This window comes from Aliirhizobium smilacinae, from assembly GCF_006335145.1.
GTDB classification, from domain to species: Bacteria; Pseudomonadota; Alphaproteobacteria; order Rhizobiales; family Rhizobiaceae; genus Neorhizobium; species Neorhizobium smilacinae.
The window spans coordinates 154,372-174,880 of the sequence record NZ_VDMN01000005.1; the positions used below are offsets into that span (position 1 = coordinate 154,372).

At 59.6% G+C, this 20,509-nt stretch carries 19 protein-coding genes; 5 read left to right on the top strand and 14 right to left on the bottom strand.

What is annotated here, in order from left to right; translation table 11 throughout:
* Position 1: 1 nt before the first annotated feature.
* From FHP24_RS20660 to FHP24_RS20670, 3 genes are all read right to left on the bottom strand, one after another.
* Complete coding sequence (locus tag FHP24_RS20660) at positions 2 to 676, bottom strand: amino acid ABC transporter permease (RefSeq protein ID WP_210237850.1); 675 nt, start codon at positions 674 to 676, stop codon at positions 2 to 4.
* Positions 677 to 681: 5 nt separating this feature from the next.
* A complete protein-coding gene (locus tag FHP24_RS20665) occupies positions 682 to 1,425 on the bottom strand; it encodes an amino acid ABC transporter ATP-binding protein (RefSeq protein WP_449224056.1) in 744 nt (247 codons plus the stop codon).
* A gap of 161 nt (positions 1,426 to 1,586) precedes the next feature.
* Positions 1,587 to 2,438, bottom strand: a complete 852-nt coding sequence (locus tag FHP24_RS20670) for a transporter substrate-binding domain-containing protein (RefSeq protein WP_139678124.1) — start codon at positions 2,436 to 2,438, stop codon at positions 1,587 to 1,589.
* A 235-nt stretch (positions 2,439 to 2,673) separates the two neighbouring features.
* Between FHP24_RS20670 and FHP24_RS20675 the strand changes: the two genes are divergently transcribed.
* On the top strand, positions 2,674 to 2,895 hold the full coding sequence (locus FHP24_RS20675) for a hypothetical protein (RefSeq protein WP_139678125.1): 222 nt from the start codon (positions 2,674 to 2,676) through the stop codon (positions 2,893 to 2,895).
* A gap of 80 nt (positions 2,896 to 2,975) precedes the next feature.
* Here FHP24_RS20675 and FHP24_RS20680 read toward each other — a convergent pair whose 3' ends face one another.
* The 9 genes from FHP24_RS20680 to FHP24_RS20720 form a co-directional block, all read right to left on the bottom strand.
* Positions 2,976 to 5,693 carry a TonB-dependent receptor gene (locus FHP24_RS20680; protein WP_139678126.1) on the bottom strand — a complete coding sequence of 906 codons (2,718 nt, stop codon included), beginning with the start codon at positions 5,691 to 5,693 and terminating at the stop codon, positions 2,976 to 2,978.
* 134 nt (positions 5,694 to 5,827) lie between these two features.
* Positions 5,828 to 6,784 carry a FecR family protein gene (locus tag FHP24_RS20685; protein WP_246091875.1) on the bottom strand — a complete coding sequence of 319 codons (957 nt, stop codon included), beginning with the start codon at positions 6,782 to 6,784 and terminating at the stop codon, positions 5,828 to 5,830.
* Positions 6,771 to 7,271 carry an RNA polymerase sigma factor gene (locus FHP24_RS20690; protein ID WP_139678127.1) on the bottom strand — a complete coding sequence of 167 codons (501 nt, stop codon included), beginning with the start codon at positions 7,269 to 7,271 and terminating at the stop codon, positions 6,771 to 6,773. The genes FHP24_RS20685 and FHP24_RS20690 overlap by 14 nt, the downstream gene beginning before the upstream one ends.
* Positions 7,272 to 7,557: 286 nt before the next feature.
* A complete protein-coding gene (locus tag FHP24_RS20695; RefSeq protein WP_139678128.1) occupies positions 7,558 to 8,313 on the bottom strand; it encodes an SDR family NAD(P)-dependent oxidoreductase in 756 nt (251 codons plus the stop codon).
* Positions 8,306 to 9,190 (bottom strand): polysaccharide deacetylase family protein, encoded by an 885-nt coding sequence (locus tag FHP24_RS20700; RefSeq protein WP_139678129.1) that lies wholly within the window; start codon positions 9,188 to 9,190, stop codon positions 8,306 to 8,308. Before FHP24_RS20700 ends, FHP24_RS20695 begins: the two co-directional genes overlap by 8 nt.
* A 22-nt stretch (positions 9,191 to 9,212) precedes the next feature.
* On the bottom strand, positions 9,213 to 10,913 hold the full coding sequence (locus tag FHP24_RS20705; RefSeq protein ID WP_139678130.1) for a dipeptide ABC transporter ATP-binding protein: 1,701 nt from the start codon (positions 10,911 to 10,913) through the stop codon (positions 9,213 to 9,215).
* Positions 10,910 to 11,785, bottom strand: coding sequence for an ABC transporter permease (locus FHP24_RS20710; protein WP_139678131.1), 876 nt, complete (start codon positions 11,783 to 11,785; stop codon positions 10,910 to 10,912). Before FHP24_RS20710 ends, FHP24_RS20705 begins: the two co-directional genes overlap by 4 nt.
* Positions 11,785 to 12,756, bottom strand: coding sequence for an ABC transporter permease (locus FHP24_RS20715; RefSeq protein WP_139678132.1), 972 nt, complete (start codon positions 12,754 to 12,756; stop codon positions 11,785 to 11,787). The genes FHP24_RS20710 and FHP24_RS20715 overlap by 1 nt, the downstream gene beginning before the upstream one ends.
* 71 nt (positions 12,757 to 12,827) lie before the next feature.
* Entirely contained in the window at positions 12,828 to 13,529 is a 702-nt protein-coding gene (locus FHP24_RS20720) for a creatininase family protein (protein ID WP_139678133.1), read from the bottom strand.
* 54 nt (positions 13,530 to 13,583) lie between these two features.
* Between FHP24_RS20720 and FHP24_RS20725 the strand changes: the two genes are divergently transcribed.
* The 3 genes from FHP24_RS20725 (at position 13,584) to FHP24_RS20735 (ending at position 16,905) form a co-directional block, all read left to right on the top strand.
* Positions 13,584 to 14,297: a MarR family winged helix-turn-helix transcriptional regulator gene (locus FHP24_RS20725; RefSeq protein WP_246091877.1), complete on the top strand. Its 714-nt coding sequence runs from the start codon at positions 13,584 to 13,586 to the stop codon at positions 14,295 to 14,297.
* Positions 14,294 to 15,886, top strand: a complete 1,593-nt coding sequence (locus tag FHP24_RS20730) for an ABC transporter substrate-binding protein (RefSeq protein ID WP_139678134.1) — start codon at positions 14,294 to 14,296, stop codon at positions 15,884 to 15,886. The genes FHP24_RS20725 and FHP24_RS20730 overlap by 4 nt, the downstream gene beginning before the upstream one ends.
* 71 nt (positions 15,887 to 15,957) lie before the next feature.
* Positions 15,958 to 16,905: an isoaspartyl peptidase/L-asparaginase family protein gene (locus FHP24_RS20735; protein ID WP_139678135.1), complete on the top strand. Its 948-nt coding sequence runs from the start codon at positions 15,958 to 15,960 to the stop codon at positions 16,903 to 16,905.
* Between the two features lie 262 nt (positions 16,906 to 17,167).
* Here the strand turns inward: FHP24_RS20735 and FHP24_RS20745 are convergent, their stop codons facing one another.
* A complete protein-coding gene (locus FHP24_RS20745) occupies positions 17,168 to 18,586 on the bottom strand; it encodes an FAD/NAD(P)-binding protein (protein ID WP_139678136.1) in 1,419 nt (472 codons plus the stop codon).
* Positions 18,587 to 18,722: 136 nt separating this feature from the next.
* Here FHP24_RS20745 and FHP24_RS20750 point away from each other — a divergent pair, with 136 nt between their 5' ends.
* Positions 18,723 to 18,968: a DUF982 domain-containing protein gene (locus FHP24_RS20750; RefSeq protein ID WP_139678137.1), complete on the top strand. Its 246-nt coding sequence runs from the start codon at positions 18,723 to 18,725 to the stop codon at positions 18,966 to 18,968.
* Between the two features lie 43 nt (positions 18,969 to 19,011).
* On the opposite strand, the gene FHP24_RS20755 is transcribed toward FHP24_RS20750, so the two are convergent.
* Positions 19,012 to 20,295, bottom strand: coding sequence for a cystathionine gamma-synthase family protein (locus tag FHP24_RS20755; protein WP_139678138.1), 1,284 nt, complete (start codon positions 20,293 to 20,295; stop codon positions 19,012 to 19,014).
* Positions 20,296 to 20,509: the final 214 nt, after the last annotated feature.

Consider the following 20,509-nt stretch of genomic DNA (forward strand, 5'->3'; position numbering starts at 1 on the left):
CCTATCGCTTCTTCCAGGCGGTGCGGCTTTCCAGCCAGCGCGCGATGACAACCATGGGCAGGAAGATCACCAGATAGGCGACGACCGACATGGTCAGCGGCGTGGCGCTGCCGGAAAAACTCTGCGCCGTCGTGGCGCTCGACAGGATTTCCGACACGCCGATGGCGGAGCCGAGCGCGGTCATTTTGGTGATTGCCAGCACGCGATTGACCAGTGGTGGAATGGCAAGCCTGACTGCTTGGGGCAGTGCGACATAGGCGAGTGTACGGGTGAAGCCCAACCCGGTGGCAATGCCGGCTTCCCACTGGCCTTTTTCTACCGACGAGAACCCGGCCCAGAAGATCTCCTCGGCAAAGGCCGCAAGCGTTGCCGCCAGCACGATGAAAAGCACCATCGGGCCGGACAGCTGGATGCCGATCGAGGGAAAGCCGAAATAGAGGATCAGGATAACGACCAGCGGCGGCAGCGCGCGAAAGATATCGGCGTAGCAGATGATGAAGAAGTTCAGAACCCTTATGCCGTAGCTGCGCAGGCAGGCGAGCGCCAGGCCGGCCGCTATGCCGGCAACGATGACGGCGGCGGCAATCGTCAGCGTCACCCAGATGCCGGCGATGATATCCGGCGTATATTTCGCCATCACCGTCGGGTTGAAGAAGGTTTCGAGAAACCGTTCCATGGCCGTCACCCGGAGACGCGCGAGAGAAAGGCGCGCGTGCGCTCGGCTTTCGGCGCGCCGAAAATCTCGTCCGGCGTGCCCTGTTCGACGACGACACCGCCATCCATGAAGATGACGCGGTCGGCGGTTTCGCGGGCAAAGCCCATTTCGTGGCTGACGACGACCATCGTCATACCTTTGGATTTCAAATCCTTCATCACCTTGAGGACGGAGCCGACCAGTTCTGGATCAAGCGCCGATGTTGGTTCGTCGAACAGCATGACCTTCGGATCGAGCGCCAGCGAGCGGGCGATCGCGACGCGCTGCTGCTGGCCGCCCGAGAGTTCGCCCGGATAGGCATCGGCCTTGTGCGCCATGCCGACCTGTTCGAGCATGTCCATTGCCCGTGCGTCCGCCTCGGTCTTACTGCGCTTCAGCGCCTTGCGCTGGGCGAGCGTGACGTTCTTCAGGACGCTCATATGTGGATAAAGGTGAAAACCCTGGAAAACCATGCCGATCTGCAGGCGCATGCGGTCGAGATCGCGGCGCGTGCCGGCCATGATGTTGCGGCCATCGACGATGATATCGCCGGAAGTCGGTTCTTCAAGGCGGTTGCAACAGCGCAGCATGGTGCTTTTTCCCGAACCGGACGGGCCGATGACGAAGACGAGTTCGCCTTCGGTAACCTTGAGGTCGATCTTCTTCAGGATGGTGTTGGGACCGAAGCGCTTTTCCAGCGAGACGATTTCCAGCATGGGGCGATTGGCCATTCAGGCTACTCCGGCAGGCACGGTATAAGGCGGGTCGTTGAGCCGGCATCGGGCCGGCAGCGCTTCTACCTGGATGCGACCTGCAGGAGCGGGTCACATGCCGTTCTGTAAAAGAGTGTGGACAGGCGAGTGGGAGGCCCCGCCCATCCACGATGCGGGGATTATTTCAGGTTTTCGCAGGATGCCTGATGGTCGTCGTCTTTGTAGCCATCGAAGCCTGGAGTGCCGAATCCCTTGGTGGGGGTCACGATGGTCGTGCCGGCAACGGGCGTGACGCCGAACCACTTTTCGGAAAGCTTGGCCATGGAGCCATCCAGCTTCAGGCATTCGATCGCCCGGTCTACCAGGTCGCGATTGGCCTCATCGCCCTTGCGGAAGGAGAGAGCCCAAACGAGACCGGTTGCGTATTCGTAGGACAGTTTCAGCCGTGGGTTCTGCTTGACGGCCCAGGCAGCGACCGTATTGCCGGCGAGATTGGCATCGGCGCGGCCTGCCATCACGGCGGCGACTGCATCCGTATTGGTGCCGTAGCTCTCGACCTTCCAGCCGAATTCCTTTTCCTTCTCGCGCAGGAAGCTGTCATAGGCGGAGCCTTTGTTCACAGCGATCGTCTTGCCCTTGAAGTCTTCGAGCGTCTTGTATTCCGGGGCATTGGCCGGGACGACGAAAGCAAAATTGGTGTCCATGAAACCTTCGGTGAAGAGAAGGTTCGCGGCGCGCTCCTTGTTGACCGTCACCGGTGCAACGAGAAAATCGTATGTGCCGGCCTGAAATGCCGGAATGAGGCCGGAAAATTGGGCGCCGGTGAGGTCGACCTTCTTGCCGAGACGTTCGCCGATCAGATTGGCCATGTCGACGTTAAACCCCTCGATCTTGCCGTCGAGGGTAGGCATGGCATGGGGCGCAAAAGTCGCGTCGATGGCGGTCTTGATTGGATCGCCGAGGGCAAAGGCTGGCGTGCAGGCAAGCAGTGCCGATAAGCCGACAATGCCGGCCTTGATAAAGGGATTCATCGATGTTCTCCTACTGGTGGTCCAGGCCTTTAGCGACCCTTGTTGCAACCATAGTTCCACCGAAAATGCCGCACCGCAATATAATTTATTATTATAATCAAATTAGAATTATACGTATTTCGTATAGGAGAATGACGCCTCACACAGAACGCATGCTTGCGAAAGAGGCCAAATCCGAGACTTGTCTTGACCGCGGTTTACGTTAGATGGAAGCCGCAACCGAGGGAGCACTGACATGAACGAGACGATGGAGATCGACAATCGCGGTGACTTCGGTCTTTGGGCGATAGAGGTCGCAAAACAGCTCGTCGCTGACCAGGGTTTTGAACTCGCACGCGCTGCCCGCGATGGAAACGATGAAGACGTTCGTGCTGCGGGTAACGCGCTCGGCCAGGCCATCACCAATGCCCTGATGGAAGTCTATGACGGCCTGACGGAAGGTATCGAAGAAGAATAACCGATACGGACGGACGGTAACTCAGGCGTTTTTGCCCGGAGATGCGGTTGCCACACCTCCGGAAGATGTTTTACTACCCGTCAGAACTTCACCGTAAAGCTTGCCCTGAAGGTTCGTCCCGGCGCAGGAACGCCGATCGCGCTGAGCGCATCGACATAATAACGGTCGGTAACGTTATCGACGGCAAAATCGAGCGTCGCATTCTCGTTTACCTTGTAGCTGCCATAAAGGTCGACAAGCGTATAGGGCTCCCAGTTGGACGGCTTTATGCCGCCGATACCCAGAGCCGTGTTGATGGTGTTGCCACCCCAGCCGGTGCCCTCAATGTAACGGCTGCCGACATAGGTGAGGCGGGTACCCAGCGTCAGTCTTTCATCCAGCAGGCGGGCACCGAGATTGACGGTTACCGTGTCCTTCGGCGGAACCTGCTGTGCCGAGAAGCTGTTGAAGATACCGCCTGCACTGCAACGGTCCCAAAGCGGGTCGACATCGCCCGGCCGTGCGCAGAACATCATGTCGGTATAGTGGTTCCAGGAAATACCGGCGAAATAATCGCCGGTATCGTATTCCGCCGACATGTCGATGCCGCGCATGCGCGCATAGTCGAGGTTGAGGCGACCGAGAACGTAGATCGTGCCGAAGCCGATGCTGCTGAAGTCACGCGGGACATTGGAACGGGTGATGTAATCGTCGATCTTGTTGTCGAAATAGGCGGCATGGAAGCGCAGCCTGTCACCGGCCATGAAGACGCTGTCGTCTACATAGTTCATGCCGACTTCGATGTTGCGCGCACGCTCCGGTGCCACCGGATTGAGGTCGACCGGGAAGCCGAAAGAAGGACCGGTGAGCGACTCGAAGATGCTGGGCGAACGCAAGGCGCTGCCGATCTTGCCATAAAATTCGAACCCGTCGAACGGGCCGAAAGTCACCGTGCCGATCGGTGACACGCCGTCGTCCGAGCGTTCGAACGGCCCAAGAAGCGTATCGCTTTTGTCGACGCTCTCGAAATGCGAATAGCGCATGTTTCCGTTCAGCTTCAGCCAGTCGGTCGGTTTCCACTCCAGTGACGTGAAGGCGCTGTATTCTTCGCGGGATCCTTGGCGCGGCAGCCACATGCGGCTGCTGTCATAGGTCACGCCGCCGGGCAGACCGGCATCCTCGCGGGTAAAAGCACCGCCATATTCGAGCGCGAAATCGCCGAAATCCGTGAAGAAACGTGAGGTATTCGAGACCGTGGCACCCCAACGTTCAGACCCTGTCCAGTAGAAGGCGGGGGTGAGCGTTTTGGTCGTCGAATTATAGTTCGTGGAGTTGGCTCGGCTGTCCACCTGCGACAGGAAGCTATCGACCTTCAGATCGATCAGGTCGTTGTCGGAAGGATTGTAACGATAGCGCGCCGTATAAGTGTCGAGGTCGATGCTGCTGAGGATGTTCTGATAGTTCGAGCCGACGAGATACGTCTGGGAGCCCAGGAGATAGCCATAGTCACTCTTGTACTTGCTGTAGCCGAGTTCCAGTGTATGGTCTTCGTCGAGCTTGATCGTACCCTTCCCCATCCAGGATTCGTTGTCGAGCGAGGTGTTGAGGATTTCCTCTCCCTGGCGATACTTGGAAATGCCAACGATCTTGCTCAGCTCCCCATAAAAATCATCCGGTACCATTTTTATAACGGGGGCGCCTTTACCATGGCTGCCGGCATAATAATTGCCGTTCTTGCGCCGAGCATAGCCTGCAACAATATCCAGGAATTCCGTCGATGCGGCGCCGGAGACGCTGCCGGAGCCGCCCGTCGGGTTGAGGAAGGCCGGGCGGTCCATGCCCCCTGGAGGTAGCGCACCGCTACCCTCCTCCATTCCACCAAGCGTGGCCGGGGTGGGCGGCGACGAACTGTTGGTGTTGAAGCTGCCCTTCACCCGCATGCCGAAATCCTTGCCCGGCAGCAGGATGTCCTTCGCCTCGATGGTGCGCATTCGCACCACGCCGCCTGTCGCCCCCGTCGCGTCGGCGCCCATGCTGACGCCCTTTTCGATCGCCACGTCACCGATGAAATCGGGATCGATATAGGTGCGGGCGGTCGAACCGTTATAACCCTGATAGACGCTGGTTTCCTGCGTCGCGCCATCGACGATGACCGGCACGCGCCCCTGTCCCTGCATGCCGCGGATATTGACATCGACAGCACCCGAATTACGGCTGTCGCCGTTCAGCACACCGGGAACACCGCCGAGGAAATCGCCGACCGAGGTTCCGCGAAACCGCTCGATCTGTTCTTCAGAAATGTAGGCGGCGGAGCCGGCGTTCTGATAGGGCGCGTCCGGCGAATAACCGGTGCCGTTTGAAAGAACGATCGGCTTCAGATCGGTTTCCGTTGCGGCATCCGCCGCCGATTGGGCATCAATAAGCTGAACCGTGTTGCCGCTGCTGAACCGATAGCTGAGACCCGAACCTGCAAGAAGCCGTTCCAGAGCTTCGCCGCGCGTGAGGTTTCCGGTCACCGCAGGCGCATTCTTGCCGCGCACGAGGTTCGCGTCGAAGAACATCTGGTTGCCGGTCGCGGTTGAATAGGCGACGAGGGCGCGGCTGAGCGACTGGCCGGGAATGTTGAAGGCTACACGCTCGGCGCTGGGGGCAGAGACGGTCGATTGGGCTTTTGCCGATTGATTGAAGACGACCGGGTTGCCGACTAGCGCCGTCGTCATGGTGAGAAAGAAAATTCGCGACCGGTTCCAACGGCTTTTGCGATCATCTCGATTTCTGGTCCCGCGCATGTTCTGCTGCGACGCTTCAACGGCCTGCATGACTAACCCCTACCTGACAGCCCGCAGCGCGGGCTCACTCTGTCGATGAGGGGATCTTTCAATCTCCCTCATATGGTCAGACACCGAAGCGGGCCGAACTAATGATCGGGACGTGAAATTTTTTAAGCGTTGGGTCACCGACGGTAGATGACGGCGAGATAACCGCGCGCATTGATGACCTTGACCGGCAGGGTTTCCGCCATGTTGACGAGAACGCTATCCATCTGCGCGGTATCGAACACCGCGGTAATCGGGATGTCGCCGATCGTACTGTCGGCGAGCAGGATACGGCCGCGCCGATACCGCTCGATCTCCGTTATGACCTGCCGCAACGGCACATCCTCGAAGACAAGTCGGTTGCTTCTCCAGGCCTGCACTGTCTCGATATCGATCTGCGTTGCGGCACGGATGCCGGAGCCGTCATAACTGACCTGCCAGCCGGCATCGACTGTGACGGAGGACGCATCATGTCCTTGCACTTCTACTGCATGTTCGATCACCGACACGACGGCGCTATCGCCAGACAGTCTGATGTCGAACTGGGTTCCGAGCGCCTTCGTGTTGCCGCCTGCCGCCTGAACGACGAATGGCCGTGCCGGGTCTGCTGCAACCTTGAAAAACGCCTGGCCACGATGGAGCAAGATGCGCCGTTGACCAGCGCCGAACTCTATCGACAGAGCCGAATAACCGCCGAGCTCAACCATGCTGCCGTCAGGCAGGGTGAAGCTGCGCCGCTCGGCAATGTCGGTCTTGTAATCGGCGAAGAGGCGATTGCGAGACAGATTGTAGAGTAACAGTCCGCCGGCAAGCAGCGTCAGGCCGCCAAAAACGACGCTACGCCGATTGATCCGGCCGGAAGCCTTCAGCTGTTTATATTCCGGCACGACGATATCGAACCGCTTCCACAGCGCTTCCGCGCGTTGAAACGCTTCCGCATGGGATGGGTTTTCCTCGATCCACCGTTCAAAGGCGATCCGATCAGCGCTGGTGACGCTCTTGTCCTTTATCCGGACAAACCATTCCAGCGCTTTGATATAGGTGGGATCGGTCTCGTATTCCTTCATGAGATGTTCGGACCTATGCGTTGGCAAGAAGACGTTCCAGATCCGCCATGGCTACAACGATCTGTGAGATCACGGTATTGCGTGAGACGCCCATGCGGGCTGCAACCTCATCATGCGAAAGCCCGTCGACCCTGCTGAGCATAAACGTCTCGCGGCGTCTCTCGGGCAGTTGCAGGATCGCCTCCAGCAATTTGCGCAATTCGCTGCGGAAGAGAACGGTCATTTCGGGCGAGGGGACAGGATCTGCGACAAGCGCGGCATCGACGCCGGCGATCTCGACCTCGGCACGACGTCTTTCGTTCCTCAAATGGTTGAGAGCCAGATTGCGGACCGCTTTTCCGACATAGGCACGGTTTTCAATGGCAGGCTCTGCCCGTGCCAGAAGATTGGTGAAAGCCTGTTGGACGAGATCGTCAGCGACCGCGTGATTGCCGACGATCCGTCGTACGAATGAACGCAGGCGCCCGTGCTCCGTTCGGTAAAGATCGGCCATGTGCAATGCACGGCTTGTCATCCGATAGACCCCCTATCCACGTGTAAGGCGTCTTCCGCCAGTTACCCCAGGGCTCTAGTAGCAACAATGAATTCCTTCGCAATCGCAATTGATTAGAGGAATTTCAGCGGGTAATGGCGATGTTGCAATAAACATGACTTATAAAATCAAGTTTACTCTTTGATTTCTTTACATTGTGTGGAAAGCGGTCTCGTTTCCTCATCCGTAAGTGGCAGACTTTGCGGCCTGTCGATACCTCGTCGGCGTTACATTTCGGCAACATTATCGGTCGTCAGAGAGGTGGCGCTCAGCGCACCCATTGCATGCCGTCGATCTGGATATCCTGGCCGGTGATGAAATTGGGCTCCGCGGTGGCGAGGAACGTTACGACACTCGCGACATCCTCCGGGGTGCCGACGCGGCCGAGTGAAATACCTGCGGCCAGGCTGGCCTCGCGTGCATCGATCATGGCGTTCGAGCGCTCGGTCTTGATCACGCCGGGGCATACGGCGTTGACGACGATCTCAGGTGCAAGTTCTTTCGCCAGCGCCTTCGTCATGCCGATAATGCCGGCTTTGGCGGCGGTATAGGAGAATTTGCTGACGGCGCTTGTGACGCCGCCGGTATGGGCGTTCATCGACGACATGTTGATGATCCGCCCGCCGCCATTACGGCGCATCACCGGCACTGTCGGCTGGATATAGTTGAATGCGCCTTTGAGGTTGATGGCGATCGTATCGTCGAATTCCTGTTCGGATATCTCCTCGATCCCCTTCGACATCGAGCGGCCGGCATTGTTGAAAAGGACGTCGATCCGGCCCCATTTTTGGTCGATCTCGGTAACGATTTCGGCAGCGCGGGCGTGATCGCTGACATCCGCAACGAAGGTCAGCGCTTTCCGTCCAAGTTCGCGGATTTCTGCCGCCGTGCGAGCAAGGTCGTCCTCGATGAGATCGACGAGGACGACATCGAAGCCGTGACGCGCGAGATCGAGTGCGCAACCCCTGCCGATACCGCGACCGCCACCGGTGACGAGCGCGACCTTCCTTTGTTCGTCAGACACCGGAATCCTCCTTCACGAAACGGGCGATATCCGCGTGGGTGGCGAACCAGACATCGTCATGGGACTGGATATGCCGGATCAGCTCTTCGAGGATGAAGATGCGCGAGCGATAACCCGAGACATGCGGATGCATGGTCAGCAGGAAGAGGCCGCCTTCCTGATAGGCACGGTCGAATTCGCGCTTGAAGATGTCGAGAACGTCTGTCGGCGGTGTATAAGGGCGGAGGGCGGTGAAGCGGTTCATGTTGAAATAGACCGCGTCGTCGCGGATCCATTCGACCGGCAGTTCCACCATGCCGGTTGCTTCGCCCTCCTCGATCAGCTCGTAAGGATCGTCATCCGCCATCAGCGAGGAATCGTAGATCAGGCCAAGTTCGCGCTCGATCTCCAGCGTTACCGAGGAGAAATCCCAGGACGGCGTACGCATGCCGACGGGGCGGATGCCGGTGATCTTTTCCAGCGTATCGGCGGCGCGGAAATGCAGCTCGCGTTCATTTTCTGGCGGAACCTTGGTGTTCACCTCATGGATCCAGCCATGCAGGCCGATCTCATGGCCTTCGGCAATCACGCGGCGCTGTTCGTCGGGATAAAGCAGCGCGGTGACGGCCGGCACAAAGAAGGTGGCCGGAACCGAAGCTGCAGACAGAGTTTCGAGAATGCGCGGCACGCCCTTGCGGTTGCCGTACTGGCCCTGCGACATCCGGCCGATAGATTCGCCGCCATCGCGCAGCTCGTTGGTCTCGTGGTCGCTGTCGAAGGAAAGTGCCACGGCGCAGCGCGCGCCGCCTTTCCAAGCCTTCGGCTTCAACGATCGGCCGGCGCGGACCTTTTCAACCTTGCCACGCCAGATCGATTCATCCCATTCCCATGGTTCCATCTGTCCTATCCTCCGATGATGATCATGCCGCTGTCGGCAAAACAGGAACGGCTGCCAGCAGCCGCTTGGTGTAGTCGTGTTGCGGGTTGTCGTAGATTGTTGCTGCGCCGCCTTCTTCGACAATCCGGCCTTGATACATAATCGCCACCCGGTCGCAGAGGTGCCGCACGACGGAGAGGTCGTGGCTGATGAAGATCAGCGACAGGTCGAGTTCGGAACGCAGGCGGATGAGCAGGTTGATGATCTGCGCCTGGATAGACACGTCGAGCGAGGCAACCGGTTCGTCGCAGACGATGACATCCGGCTGCATGGCGAGAGCGCGGGCAATCGCGATACGCTGCCGTTGCCCGCCGGAAAACTGGTGCGGGAAGCGATTGGCGAAAGACGGATCGAGACCGACTGCCGACAGCCATCGGGCAACATATTCAGCGGACTCGGCACGTGAGACGAGTTTGTGAGCCAGCGGGCCTTCCGCAACGATGTCCCCGACGCGCATGCGGCTGTTGAGCGAGGCGAACGGGTCCTGAAAGATGGTCTGCACGCGCGTGGTGACTTTGTGCGGACTGCGGCCACCGCTCATCACCGGCTTGCCGGCCAGACGGATCGTGCCGGATGTCGGCACGGTGATGCCGGCCGCCATGCGCCCGAGGGTCGATTTGCCGGAGCCGGATTCACCGACGAGGCCAAGCACTTCACCACGCTTTAAAGTGATAGAGACGCCGTCCACGGCCTGAACGACGGGCCGGGGCTGGGCAATGCCGGAACGGATTGCGAGGTTCCTGAACAGCCCGGCCGGCTTTTCGAAGCGTTTCACGGCCGCATCGATCACCAGATAGGGGCTTCCGAGCGGCGGCAGGTCGCTTGTTGCGGCTTTGCGTGGCGGCGGGGCGGCGTCGGCAATACCGCTGCCGCGCAGCAGGAGTTCACCCGGCTTTGCCCGCGAGGGCAGGGCATCGAGCAGCGCCTTGGTATAATCATGCTGCGGTTTCGTCAGCACGCCGAGCGCTGGGCCGATCTCTACGACCTTGCCGAAGCGCATGACAGCCACACGGTCTGCGATCGATGATACGGTTGCGAGATCGTGGCTGATCCAGATCAGCGCCGTGCCGAGTTCCGCCACCAGGTCCTTCATCTCGGCAAGAATTTCCGCCTGGATCGACACGTCGAGCGCGGTCGTCGGCTCGTCGCAGATGATGAGTTTCGGGCGATGGAGCAGCGCGATAGCGATCGCCACGCGCTGGCGCATACCGCCGGAAAACTGATGCGGGAAGAAATCCACCTTGCGCTCGGGCTCAGCGATGCGGACCTGCGCCAGCGCCTTGATCGCTCTTTCGCGGGCGTCCGCAGAGCTGATCGTCTCATGTGCTTCGAGCGCGAGCTTGATCTGCGTGCCGATGCTGAGCACCGGATTGAGCGTCATCATCGGATCCTGGAAAACCATGGAAATGGTCTTGCCGCGGATTGCCCGCAGTTCATGCGGGGAAAGGCCGATGAGTTCACGACCTTCGAGCTTGATCGAGCCTTCGACAATACGACCGGGTTCATCGATCAGGCCGATGATGGAGAAGCCGGTGATCGATTTTCCGGAGCCGGATTCGCCGACCAAGCCGAGAACCTCGCCGGGAGCGAGCGAGAAGGAAACGCCATCGACCGCCTTCACCTCGCTTTTGCCGCTGGGGAACCAAGTGCGTAGATCGGAGACTTCGAGAAGAGGTGTGGTCATCGGCGAAGCCTCGGGTTGAGCTGGTCTCGGATCTGGTCGCCGACGAGGTTGAGCGACACGATGAACAGGATCAGCGCCACGCCGGGATAGATCGAGATCCAGTAACGGCCGGAAAGCAGATACTGAAAACCGTTGGCAATCAGCATGCCAAGCGAGGGTTCGGTCGGGGGCAGTCCGACGCCGAGGAAGGAGAGCGTTGCCTCGAGCGAGATGGCGCTTGCCACCTGAACGGTTGCAACGACGATCAGCGGCGGCAAGGAATTGGGCAGGATGTGCCGCAACACAACCCGCAAAGGAGAGAGCGGGATAGAGAGTGCGGCCTCGACATAATCCTTCTGCCGCTCCGCAGATGCCGCACCATGCGCGGTTCGGGCGAAATAGGCGTATTGGGCGAAGATCAGAGCAAGGATCAACTGGTAGCGCCCCTGGCCGAGAACGGCGGCGATGACGAAGGCAAGCAGGATCGCCGGAAACGAAAGCTGCAGGTCAACGATGCGCATGACCAGGCTTTCGAAACGCCCGCCGATATAAGCAGCCGCGCAACCGACAACCGCGCCGATGACGAGGGCAACGCCGCCGGCGATCACGCCCATCTGCAGCGAAATGCGCAGGCCATAGATGATCGCCGACAGGAGATCACGCCCTTGCGAATCCGTGCCGAGCCAATGGGTATATCCACCGGTGCCGACATAACCAGGCGGTCTTCGCGCATCGCGCAGCACGAGATGGGCAAGGTCATAGGGATCCTGCGGTGTCACCAGTGGAGCTATGAGCGCGATGAAGACGATCACCCCGACAACGATGGCGGCGCCGGCTGCGACCTTGTTGCGACGGAATTCTTCGAGAAAACGGGAAAATGGGGTGTCGCGCATCAGGCTCGGCCCTTTCGCAGACGCGGGTCGAGCAGCGCATAGGTGAGATCGACCACAAGGTTGATGACGATAAACAGCATGGCGACCAACATGAGGTAGGCGACCATGACGGGGCGATCGAGCGAGGTGATGCTGTCGATGATGAGCTTGCCGAGACCGGGCCAGGAGAATATCGTTTCGGTGACCACCGCGAAAGCGAGCGTCGAGCCGAGTTCCAGCCCGAAGACGGTGACGAGCGGAATCGAGATCAGTCTCAGCACATGTCGGCTGAGGATGGTGAATTCCGAAATGCCGGCCGCGCGTGCAAATTTGACCGTGTCGCTGAGCATCAGTTCGCGGGTGCCGGCGCGAGCCAGCCGGATCATCAGCGAGAACTTGAAAAGGGCGAGGTTCAAGGCCGGCAGGATGATGTGCGACAGGCCGTCAGTTGTCAGGAAACTGAAATCGACGCCGAACAGGCTCACGGTGTCGCCGCGCCCGCCTGCGGGCATGCAGCCGCATTGCACGGCAAACAGCATGATCAGCATCAGGCCGAACCAGAAGGTGGGAACGGAAAAACCGAGGATGGAAAGCGCCATGATGGCGCGAGACACCGGGCTGTTCGGACGATAACCGGCATACATCCCGATCGGGATGCCGACGAGGCTGGCGAACAGCACTGCCGCCAGCGTCAGTTCCAGTGTTGCCGGAAGGCGGGACAGGATCAGTTCGCTGACCGGCATGTTGTAAACGAAGGAACGGCCGAAATCACCGTCGAACACCCGGCCGAGGAAGCCGAAATATTGCTGCCAGAGCGGCAGGTCCAGTCCGTATTGCGCGATGACGGCGGCGCGAATGTCCTGCGTCGCATCCGGCGAGATCAGCACGTCGATCGGATTGCCCACGGCATAGACGCCGCAAAAGACCAGTGCCGACATGGCAAGCACGACGATTGCCGCCTGCCACAGCCTTTGCAAGATGAAGCCCAACATCTGTTCCCGTTCTCCCGTCTTCTGCGGGGGTCAAAATGCGGCGCGCATTCGCGCGCCGTTGATGGCCGCGTTCAGTGCCAGTTGTTCTCAAGAAGTTCACGGGTCTCGGCCACGGCAACCGACCAGATCGCAAGCATTTCATCGTCTGGTCGTCGGTAGAGGCCGTGATAGTTGCCGTCGCCGAGCAGGGTGCGTTTGCGTTCCGTATCGACCCGCGCAAGGGCTGCAAAGTCGATCCGCGGCTTCTGTGTCGATGGCTGGCGGGGATCTCCCGTACGTGTCCACGGGAAATTCTCCATCCAGGAGGCATGCGAGGCCGCCGGATCGATTTCGACAACCTTGGCCATCGTCTTCGGCGCGCGCCACCAGTCGTGGAATTTGACCGATGCGTCTGTGTGGTCGTTCAGCCACTCGGAGATCACGGTCATCGCCGGCGTGTTGCCGCCATGGCCGTTGACCACGAGGATACGGCGAAAGCCGGAGCGATAGAGGCCGTCAAGAAGATCACGAATGACGTTGATATAGGTTGCGAGCGACAGGGTGAGTGTGCCGGGAAAGCTCGCGAAGGATGAGGCAAGGCCGTAGGGCAGGGCCGGAAAGACTGGAACGCCCAGCGGCTCGGCGGCATCGACGGACACTTTCTCCGCAAGGATCATGTCGGTCGCGAGGCTCAGATAGGCGTGTTGTTCGATGCTGCCGATCGGTAAAATGCAGCGATCGTCACTGCCGGTTCGCGCCTCCACCTGCATCCAGTTCATATCCGCGATCTTCACCTAATCCATCTCCATTCTCCGTTTCGGCCTGCCTGCGCAAAGAATTTGCTAAATATGACCGAAACGCACAAAAAATATGCTTTTTGGCGTGATGTCACGCCGTGTGCAAAGTTCCATACGGGACTAAAAAAAGAAATTGACAGCCAATTAATGCAGCGTCAAGTTCCATACGGGACTAAATTCAAGTTGGGTAGGAAGCAGGACGTGCGCGAAGCTGACGAATATGCGCTGGATAATCTACTGCGGGAAGGTGGTCTTGTTGCCGCCGGAAATCGCCGTGTGGAAGATCTTGTCGCCGTCAAACTCTGGCAAAATCCATGCTGGCTGTCGTTCCGGATCAATTTTCTGGCGCTGCAGTTCAACGAGCCGATTTATCGCCGGTTCGAGAAGGAGTACGGGCTCCCCCGTCCCGAATTCGTGGTGCTCTATTCGCTCGGCCTCTCGGACGGGCTGACGGCAAGCGCAATCTGCAGCTCTTCCGGTTTCCCTAAAAACACGATCAGCCGCGCCATCCAGAAGCTGATCGACAAGAAGATCATCCGCCGTGAGGTCGATCAGGCGGATTTGAGAAGCTTCGTCCTCTACATCACGGACGAAGGCAGACGTATCGTCGATCAGGCCATGCAGCCGATGGTGGAGCGGGAAAAGGCCATGGCCTCCGCGCTGACGCCGGCCGAACAGCTGATGCTGTCGGAACTGCTCGCCAAGATCGTCGTCGATTCCCCAAATTGGCCATCAATCACAAATATTGAGGAGAACGAAGAATGACGATTTCCAAGACATTTCGTACAGTTGCGCTTGCAGCGATGCTGCTCGGCGGCGTTTCGGGCGCGGCTCTTGCGGCCGATCTCACCATCGGTGTTCGCGCCGGCCCACTGTCCATCGATCCTGATTTCACTGCTGCCGGCACTCATGCCGAAGCGATGAAGCACATCTACGACTCGCTCATCAAGTCCGGCAACAATCTCGAACTCGAGCCGGGGCTTGCGACCTCCTGGAAGGCGATCGACGACACGACCTGGGAATTCAAGCTGCGCGAAGGCGTGAAATTCCACGACGGTTCCGACTTTACAGCTGAAGACGTCAAATTTTCGATCGAGCGCATTCCCAAGGTTGCCGGCCCCAACCCGACAACCATCTATGTCCGCCGCGTGAAGAGCACCGAGATCGTCGATGCCCATACGATCCGGGTAAAGACCGACGGTCCGGCCCCGAACCTGCCGAACGATTTCATCCGCCTCTTCGTCGTATCGCATGTTGCAGCAAAGGATTATTCTGACAGCGCCGAGAAGGCTGCCGAAGGCTTCAATTCCGGCAAGGCTGCGATCGGTACCGGCCCCTACAAATTCGTTTCATGGACGCCGAAGGAACAGCTCGTACTGCAAAGCTTCGACGGCTATTGGGGCGGCAAGGAGCCTTGGGGCAAGGTCACCCGCAAGGAAATCCCCAACGATGCCGCTCGCGTTGCGCAGCTGAAGGCTGGTCAGGTCGACCTGATCGCCCGCATTCCCGCATCGGACGTGCCGACGCTGGAGACTGACAGCAAGCTGACTATCGTCCGTCAGGACAGTGTTTACCTGTTCAACATCGCCTTCGATTTCCGCGAAAAGCCGCCGCAGATTACGGCCAAGGACGGTTCGCCGCTGCCGAAGAACCCCTTCCTCGACCCCAAGGTCCGTGAGGCCTTCGATCTTGCCATCGATCGCGAAACGATCACCGAGATAGCCATGGAAGGTATGGGCACCGCACAGTCGCAGCTCGTGACGCCCAATATCTTCGGTTACAATCCAGATGTGAAAGTGCCGGCGTCGGACGTCGAAAAGGCGAAGAAGCTTCTGGCCGAAGCTGGTTATCCGGACGGTTTCAAGGTTGTCTTCACCTTCACCAACGACCGCCTGCCGGGCGACAAGGATACCGGCACGACGATTGCCCAGATGTTGACGGCGATCGGCATTCAGGTCGATGCGAATGCGCAGCCGGGTGCCGTCTACTTCCCTGCAAACACCCGTGGCGATTACTCGCTGACCATGTCTGGCTGGGGCACGTTGACGGGTGAGGCGAATTACACCTTGTCCTCGCTTGTCCATACCAACGATCCGGCAAAGAAACTCGGCGCCTTCAATATCCGCGCTTATTCCAATCCGGCGCTGGACAAGCTGATCGAGGATGCGGGCGTCGAGATGGATGCCAAGAAGCGTGAGCAGTTCCTGAAGGATGCCAACGCGCTGGTCGCCAGTGACCGCCCCAATCTGTCTATCGCTTCGATCGTCTCGGCATGGGGGATGAAGAAGGCAATCACGATCACGCCGCGTTCGGACGAAGACACGCTTGCGATGAACATTCGCTCGGCGCAGTAACAAGTCAGATATGCGAACGATCGGCCGGGCGCTTTGTCCGGCCTTTTTTGCAGGTAAATACGAGGCAAATGATGAGCAAGATAGCACTCGCCATTCACGGTGGCTGCGGCGTTATGGCGAAACTCGATCTGCGCGAGGAGGAGTGGACGGCCGCTCGCGCCGATCTTCATCGTTCGTTGCAGGCTGGTTGGGCTGTGTTGAACGCCGGCGGTTCGGCTCTTGATGCGGTTCAGGCATCCGTCTTGGTGATGGAAGACAGCCCGCACTTCAATGCCGGCTACGGCGCGGCGCTGAATACCGATGGCGAGCATGAACTCGACGCTTCGATCATGGACGGCAGGACCTTGGAGGCCGGCGCCGTGACGCTCGCAAGGCGGATCCGCAATCCGATCAAGGCGGCGCGCCGCGTGATGGAAAAGGGTGAGGCTGTGCTTCTTGGCGGATCCTCCGCGGACGAATTCGCTCGAGCAGAAGGTCTCGACATCGTTGAACCCGACTATTTCACCACCGAGCGCCGCGTTAGGGCGCTGGCCGCTATGAAGGCGCATGCCGCTGCCGGAACAGCGGTAAAGGCAAGCGAGGCCGAGAAGCATGGTACGGTCGGAGCGGTAGCTCTCGATAGAGCAGGCCATCTGGCGGCTGCGACATCCACCGGCGGTTACAACAACAAGCCGGCCGGTCGCATTGGCGACACGCCGATCGTCGGTGCCGGAACCTATGCACGTGATGGTATCTGTGCGGTATCGGGCACCGGCAAGGGAGAATTTTTCATCCGCTATGCTGTCGGCCATGAGGTGGCGAGCCGCATGAACTACCTTGGCGAGAATTTGGAAAAGGCGGCGACCAATGTAATCATCGAAGATCTCAAGCCGCATGAAATCGGCGCGGGGCTGGTTGCGGTCGCGGCCGACGGCTCGATTGCCGCGCCCTACAACACCGATGGAATGTTCCGTGGTTGGGTCACGCCGGAAGGACAGTTCTTCGTCGCCACGCATAGCGAGGTCTTTGCGGTTTCTTAAAACTGACAGACATCCAATGAAGCAGGCGTTGAACGCCACGCGCCGGAGCCGCTACCGACAACAGATTGTCGAAGTTCTTGCTCCGGTCCTGGATCGGTCAATGGTAAGCGGCAGTCGTGCCGGCTGAGCGGACTTTCAGGCGTCGATGCATGCAAGGATTGCGATCACCCCGATGACTGTCAGGTGCGTCATTCGATGGTGGAGGTTCTCGACGCCATTTCCTCGGTCCTCGACAACCTCACGCTCGAGTAGATGCGGCACGTTAAGGCAGATTTGCCGCGATCAATTTCGCGACGAAGACCGCATGTTCGGGGACCTGTGGAAAGCCCATCAGCTCGCCGAACTGCCCGCGGGCCAAGGGCCCCGCAATGAAGAGGCTGCGATCAGCTGTTCCATCTGCCTTGAGCGCCTGCGCCTGTTCATTGCAGGCAAGCCCAAGTCCGGTGGGATCGATATGCAGATGCCCTTCTTCTCCGAGGTGGTGAAGCCAATCCTGGCTTGACAGGAGACGGCCGTGGGCAGGCCCGGTCGTGACTATCAGGGCATCGAATTCACGCTTTTCCGTCTGCTCCTGACCGCGCCGCTTGATGAGGACGTGGATGACGTCGCCCTCTATTTCGGCCTGATCGACCGAGGCTGCGAGAATTTCGAGTTTTCCTGCGACGATATCCTCGTCGAGAACATCTTCCACCTGCGGGGCTATGCGAAAACGATGAACGTCCCAGTAAGGGCGAAGATGCCGGACGATCCTGCGGCGTTCCGCGACCGGGAGATGCGACCACATTGCGCTGCCCTGGGCGCGCAGCTGATCCAGAACGGCATGCCAGGTAAGCCCCTCGTCGGCCGCAGCACGGATCGCCGCGCGGATACGGGCGACGAGGGCGGATGCACGCGTGCTTGGGGGGGAGAGGAATTCGCCGAACGGCTCCTGCGGAAAGGGCGCATGGCCTCGCGAACGCAGGCCGCGTCGGGAGATCGCGGTAATCTTGCCGCGATGCCCTCGTTGTTTCAGCGATGCGATGACATCGGCGGATGTCAAGCCGTTGCCGACGACGAGAACGCGGTCGTCTTTCCGGATTGGTGCCAGCGCATCGGATGCCGTCGGGTCTTCGATGAAGCGCGGATGGCCGGCAAGAGCGTTTGCCAGGCGGGCAGGGGAGACCGGTGCGGGATGCGTCGTGGCGATGACGAGAATATCGGCAAGCAACACGTCACCATTGTCGCTCGTCAGATGCCAGCGCTCCTCTCTCTTGTCGACCTGTGCGACGGCAGAGTGGACATGGCATATGGTGCCGGCATCCAGCAGCGGCTTGAGGTTCGAAAATACGTAGTCTCCGAAAACGCTCCGCCGCGGAAAGACGTTTCCGTCCGGGCGGGTTGCTGCCGGATCATCGGCGAGAACGCTTGTTGCCTCGACCCATCGGGTGAAATGATCGGGGTCGTCCGGCAGGATGCTCATGCGCGTTGCCGGCACGTTGATCCGGTGTACGGGATCGGACGTATCGTATGCGAGACCTTTGCCGATCGCTTGCCTCGGCTCGAAGATGACGATCTGCGCGGCACCGGGCTTATCCTTCTCAAGATGATAGGCGACCGCCGCGCCGGTGACGCCGCCGCCGATAATGGCAATGACGGGTTTTGGGGAACTGGATGACGTTGGTCGGAATAGGCTGGAGGTCATGGATCATCGTTTCGGTTCATGCGCCGCGACTTTGGCTCAAATTGCGACCTTTCTCAAAGCCCTAAATTGCGGATGCCTCGCCAGCCGCGTTGAATCGGTCTAAGACGCCTGCGATCGAAGAGATGGAACGAGACTTATGAACACGCCCTGGAAAAAACCGGTTGTCGTCACCGTTGGAGAACCACCGGAAGAGACCGTGATCGAGACGACGCAAGGTGCCGCCTGGGCGATGATCGAAGACTGGCCGACGGAAGACGGCACTCTGCTGGACAGGGCGCTGGAAATCTGCGCCGCTGTCGATGCCGGCAAGAAAAAGCCGGAAGACGCCCGGCAGGCCTTCGTCGATGCTGCCCGCGAGGCGGGCATCCTGATCCGGGCGTAGTCAAGCGGCAGGCCTGTCCCGCCGGGGCGGCGCGCCATCGGTATCATGCCTGATCGAGCGCCTGAACGAGGTCGGCAATCAGGTCGTCGGGATGTTCTATGCCGATCGACAGCCGGATCGTCGAGTCAAGCACACCAATGCGCTGGCGCACATCGGCAGGCACGCCCGAATGGGTCATCGTGGCGGGGTGGGAACCGAGAGATTCCGTGCCGCCCAGGCTGACGGCGAGCTTGACGATCTGCAGTGCATTGAGAAAGCGGAATGCAGCAGGCTGCCCGCCTTCTATATCGAACGAGAATGTCGAGCCGGCGCCGCTGCACTGGGCCGAGAAGACACGCCCGACAGCCGATTCCGGATCGGTAAAACCCAGATAATGAAGCTTCGCGACCTTGGGATGCTCTTTCAGGAAATCGGCGACCGCCTTCGCGTTGCTGTTTGCGCGGTCCATCCGGATCTGCAGCGTTTCCAGCGAGCGGCCGAGCATCCAGCATGAATGCGGATCGAGCTGCGTGCCGATCGAGCTTCTGAGCGATCGTATCTGGGTGATGAGGGCCTTGCTGCCGAGGGCTGCCCCTGCAATCAGGTCCGAATGGCCGCCCACATATTTCGTCAGGGAATAGAGCGAGATATCGGCGCCCTGCTGCAGCGGCCTCTGGAAGACGGGACCGAGGAGGGTGTTGTCGCAAGCGACGATCGGCTGGTGTCCCTGCTGCTCGCCGATCCTGTCGGCAATCCGTCTCACCAGCGCGACATCGACAAGGCCGTTGGTCGGATTGGCGGGTGTCTCGATGAGGATGACCGAGACGCGCCCTTTTTTCATCGCCTCCTCGGCAGCCGACGTGATCGAGCTTTCCTCGACGCCATCGGCGAACCCGACCGGCGTGACGCCGAGGTTCGAAAATGTCCTGGTAAGCAGGGTTTCGGTTCCGCCGTAAAGCGGTTGGGAATGGAGGATAACGTCGCCGGGTCGGACGAAGGCGAGCAGCGTCGTCGAAATCGCCGCCATGCCGGAGGAGAAGACGGCGCCACTTTCAGCACTTTCGTAGACGGCGAGACGATCCTCAACGATCTCGCTGTTGGGATGGTTGAAGCGTGAATAGACCAGCCCCGCGCCGCGCCCTTCCGGCGGCACCTTGCGGCCGGATACGTAATCGAAGAAATCGCGACCGTCCTCCGCCGACTTGAAGACGAAGGTGGAGGTCAGAAACACCGGCGGCTTCACCGCGCCTTCGGAAAGCTCGGGATCATACCCGTAATTCAGCATCTGGGTTTCCGGATGTAGCAGGTGATTGCCGATGCTGGTCTTTGACGGATGCGGCGAAGTCATGGTGGTCTCCTGGCATGGCTCGAGGCGGCGAATGCTGCCCGACTGTGCCTTTAGATCTGGTGCAATCCGAAGCGGTTGGAAGATGAGGTGGCATCGATCTTTTTTGCGGAAGGCCTGTCGTCTCAGCCGGCAACCGGACAGATCGCCCCTGCCGAACCAATCGAAGTTCGGCAGGGGCGATTCAGTATCGTTCCGTTACGCGTCGAGAGTGAGC

Bases quoted from the DNA above. Each gene is read 5' to 3' on its own strand.
- FHP24_RS20670 (WP_139678124.1), bottom strand. From the start codon at position 2,438: ATGAATCCCTTTATCAAGGCCGGCATTGTCGGCTTATCGGCACTGCTT.
- FHP24_RS20730 (WP_139678134.1), top strand. From the start codon at position 14,294: ATGACGATTTCCAAGACATTTCGTACAGTTGCGCTTGCAGCGATGCTG.
- FHP24_RS20665 (WP_449224056.1), bottom strand. From the start codon at position 1,425: ATGGCCAATCGCCCCATGCTGGAAATCGTCTCGCTGGAAAAGCGCTTC.
- FHP24_RS20715 (WP_139678132.1), bottom strand. From the start codon at position 12,756: ATGTTGGGCTTCATCTTGCAAAGGCTGTGGCAGGCGGCAATCGTCGTG.
- FHP24_RS20660 (WP_210237850.1), bottom strand. From the start codon at position 676: ATGGAACGGTTTCTCGAAACCTTCTTCAACCCGACGGTGATGGCGAAA.
- FHP24_RS20725 (WP_246091877.1), top strand. From the start codon at position 13,584: ATGACCGAAACGCACAAAAAATATGCTTTTTGGCGTGATGTCACGCCG.
- FHP24_RS20735 (WP_139678135.1), top strand. From the start codon at position 15,958: ATGAGCAAGATAGCACTCGCCATTCACGGTGGCTGCGGCGTTATGGCG.
- FHP24_RS20675 (WP_139678125.1), top strand. From the start codon at position 2,674: ATGAACGAGACGATGGAGATCGACAATCGCGGTGACTTCGGTCTTTGG.
- FHP24_RS20750 (WP_139678137.1), top strand. From the start codon at position 18,723: ATGAACACGCCCTGGAAAAAACCGGTTGTCGTCACCGTTGGAGAACCA.
- FHP24_RS20680 (WP_139678126.1), bottom strand. From the start codon at position 5,693: ATGCAGGCCGTTGAAGCGTCGCAGCAGAACATGCGCGGGACCAGAAAT.
- FHP24_RS20745 (WP_139678136.1), bottom strand. From the start codon at position 18,586: ATGACCTCCAGCCTATTCCGACCAACGTCATCCAGTTCCCCAAAACCC.
- FHP24_RS20705 (WP_139678130.1), bottom strand. From the start codon at position 10,913: ATGACCACACCTCTTCTCGAAGTCTCCGATCTACGCACTTGGTTCCCC.
- FHP24_RS20710 (WP_139678131.1), bottom strand. From the start codon at position 11,785: ATGCGCGACACCCCATTTTCCCGTTTTCTCGAAGAATTCCGTCGCAAC.
- FHP24_RS20755 (WP_139678138.1), bottom strand. From the start codon at position 20,295: ATGACTTCGCCGCATCCGTCAAAGACCAGCATCGGCAATCACCTGCTA.
- FHP24_RS20700 (WP_139678129.1), bottom strand. From the start codon at position 9,190: ATGGAACCATGGGAATGGGATGAATCGATCTGGCGTGGCAAGGTTGAA.
- FHP24_RS20690 (WP_139678127.1), bottom strand. From the start codon at position 7,271: ATGACAAGCCGTGCATTGCACATGGCCGATCTTTACCGAACGGAGCAC.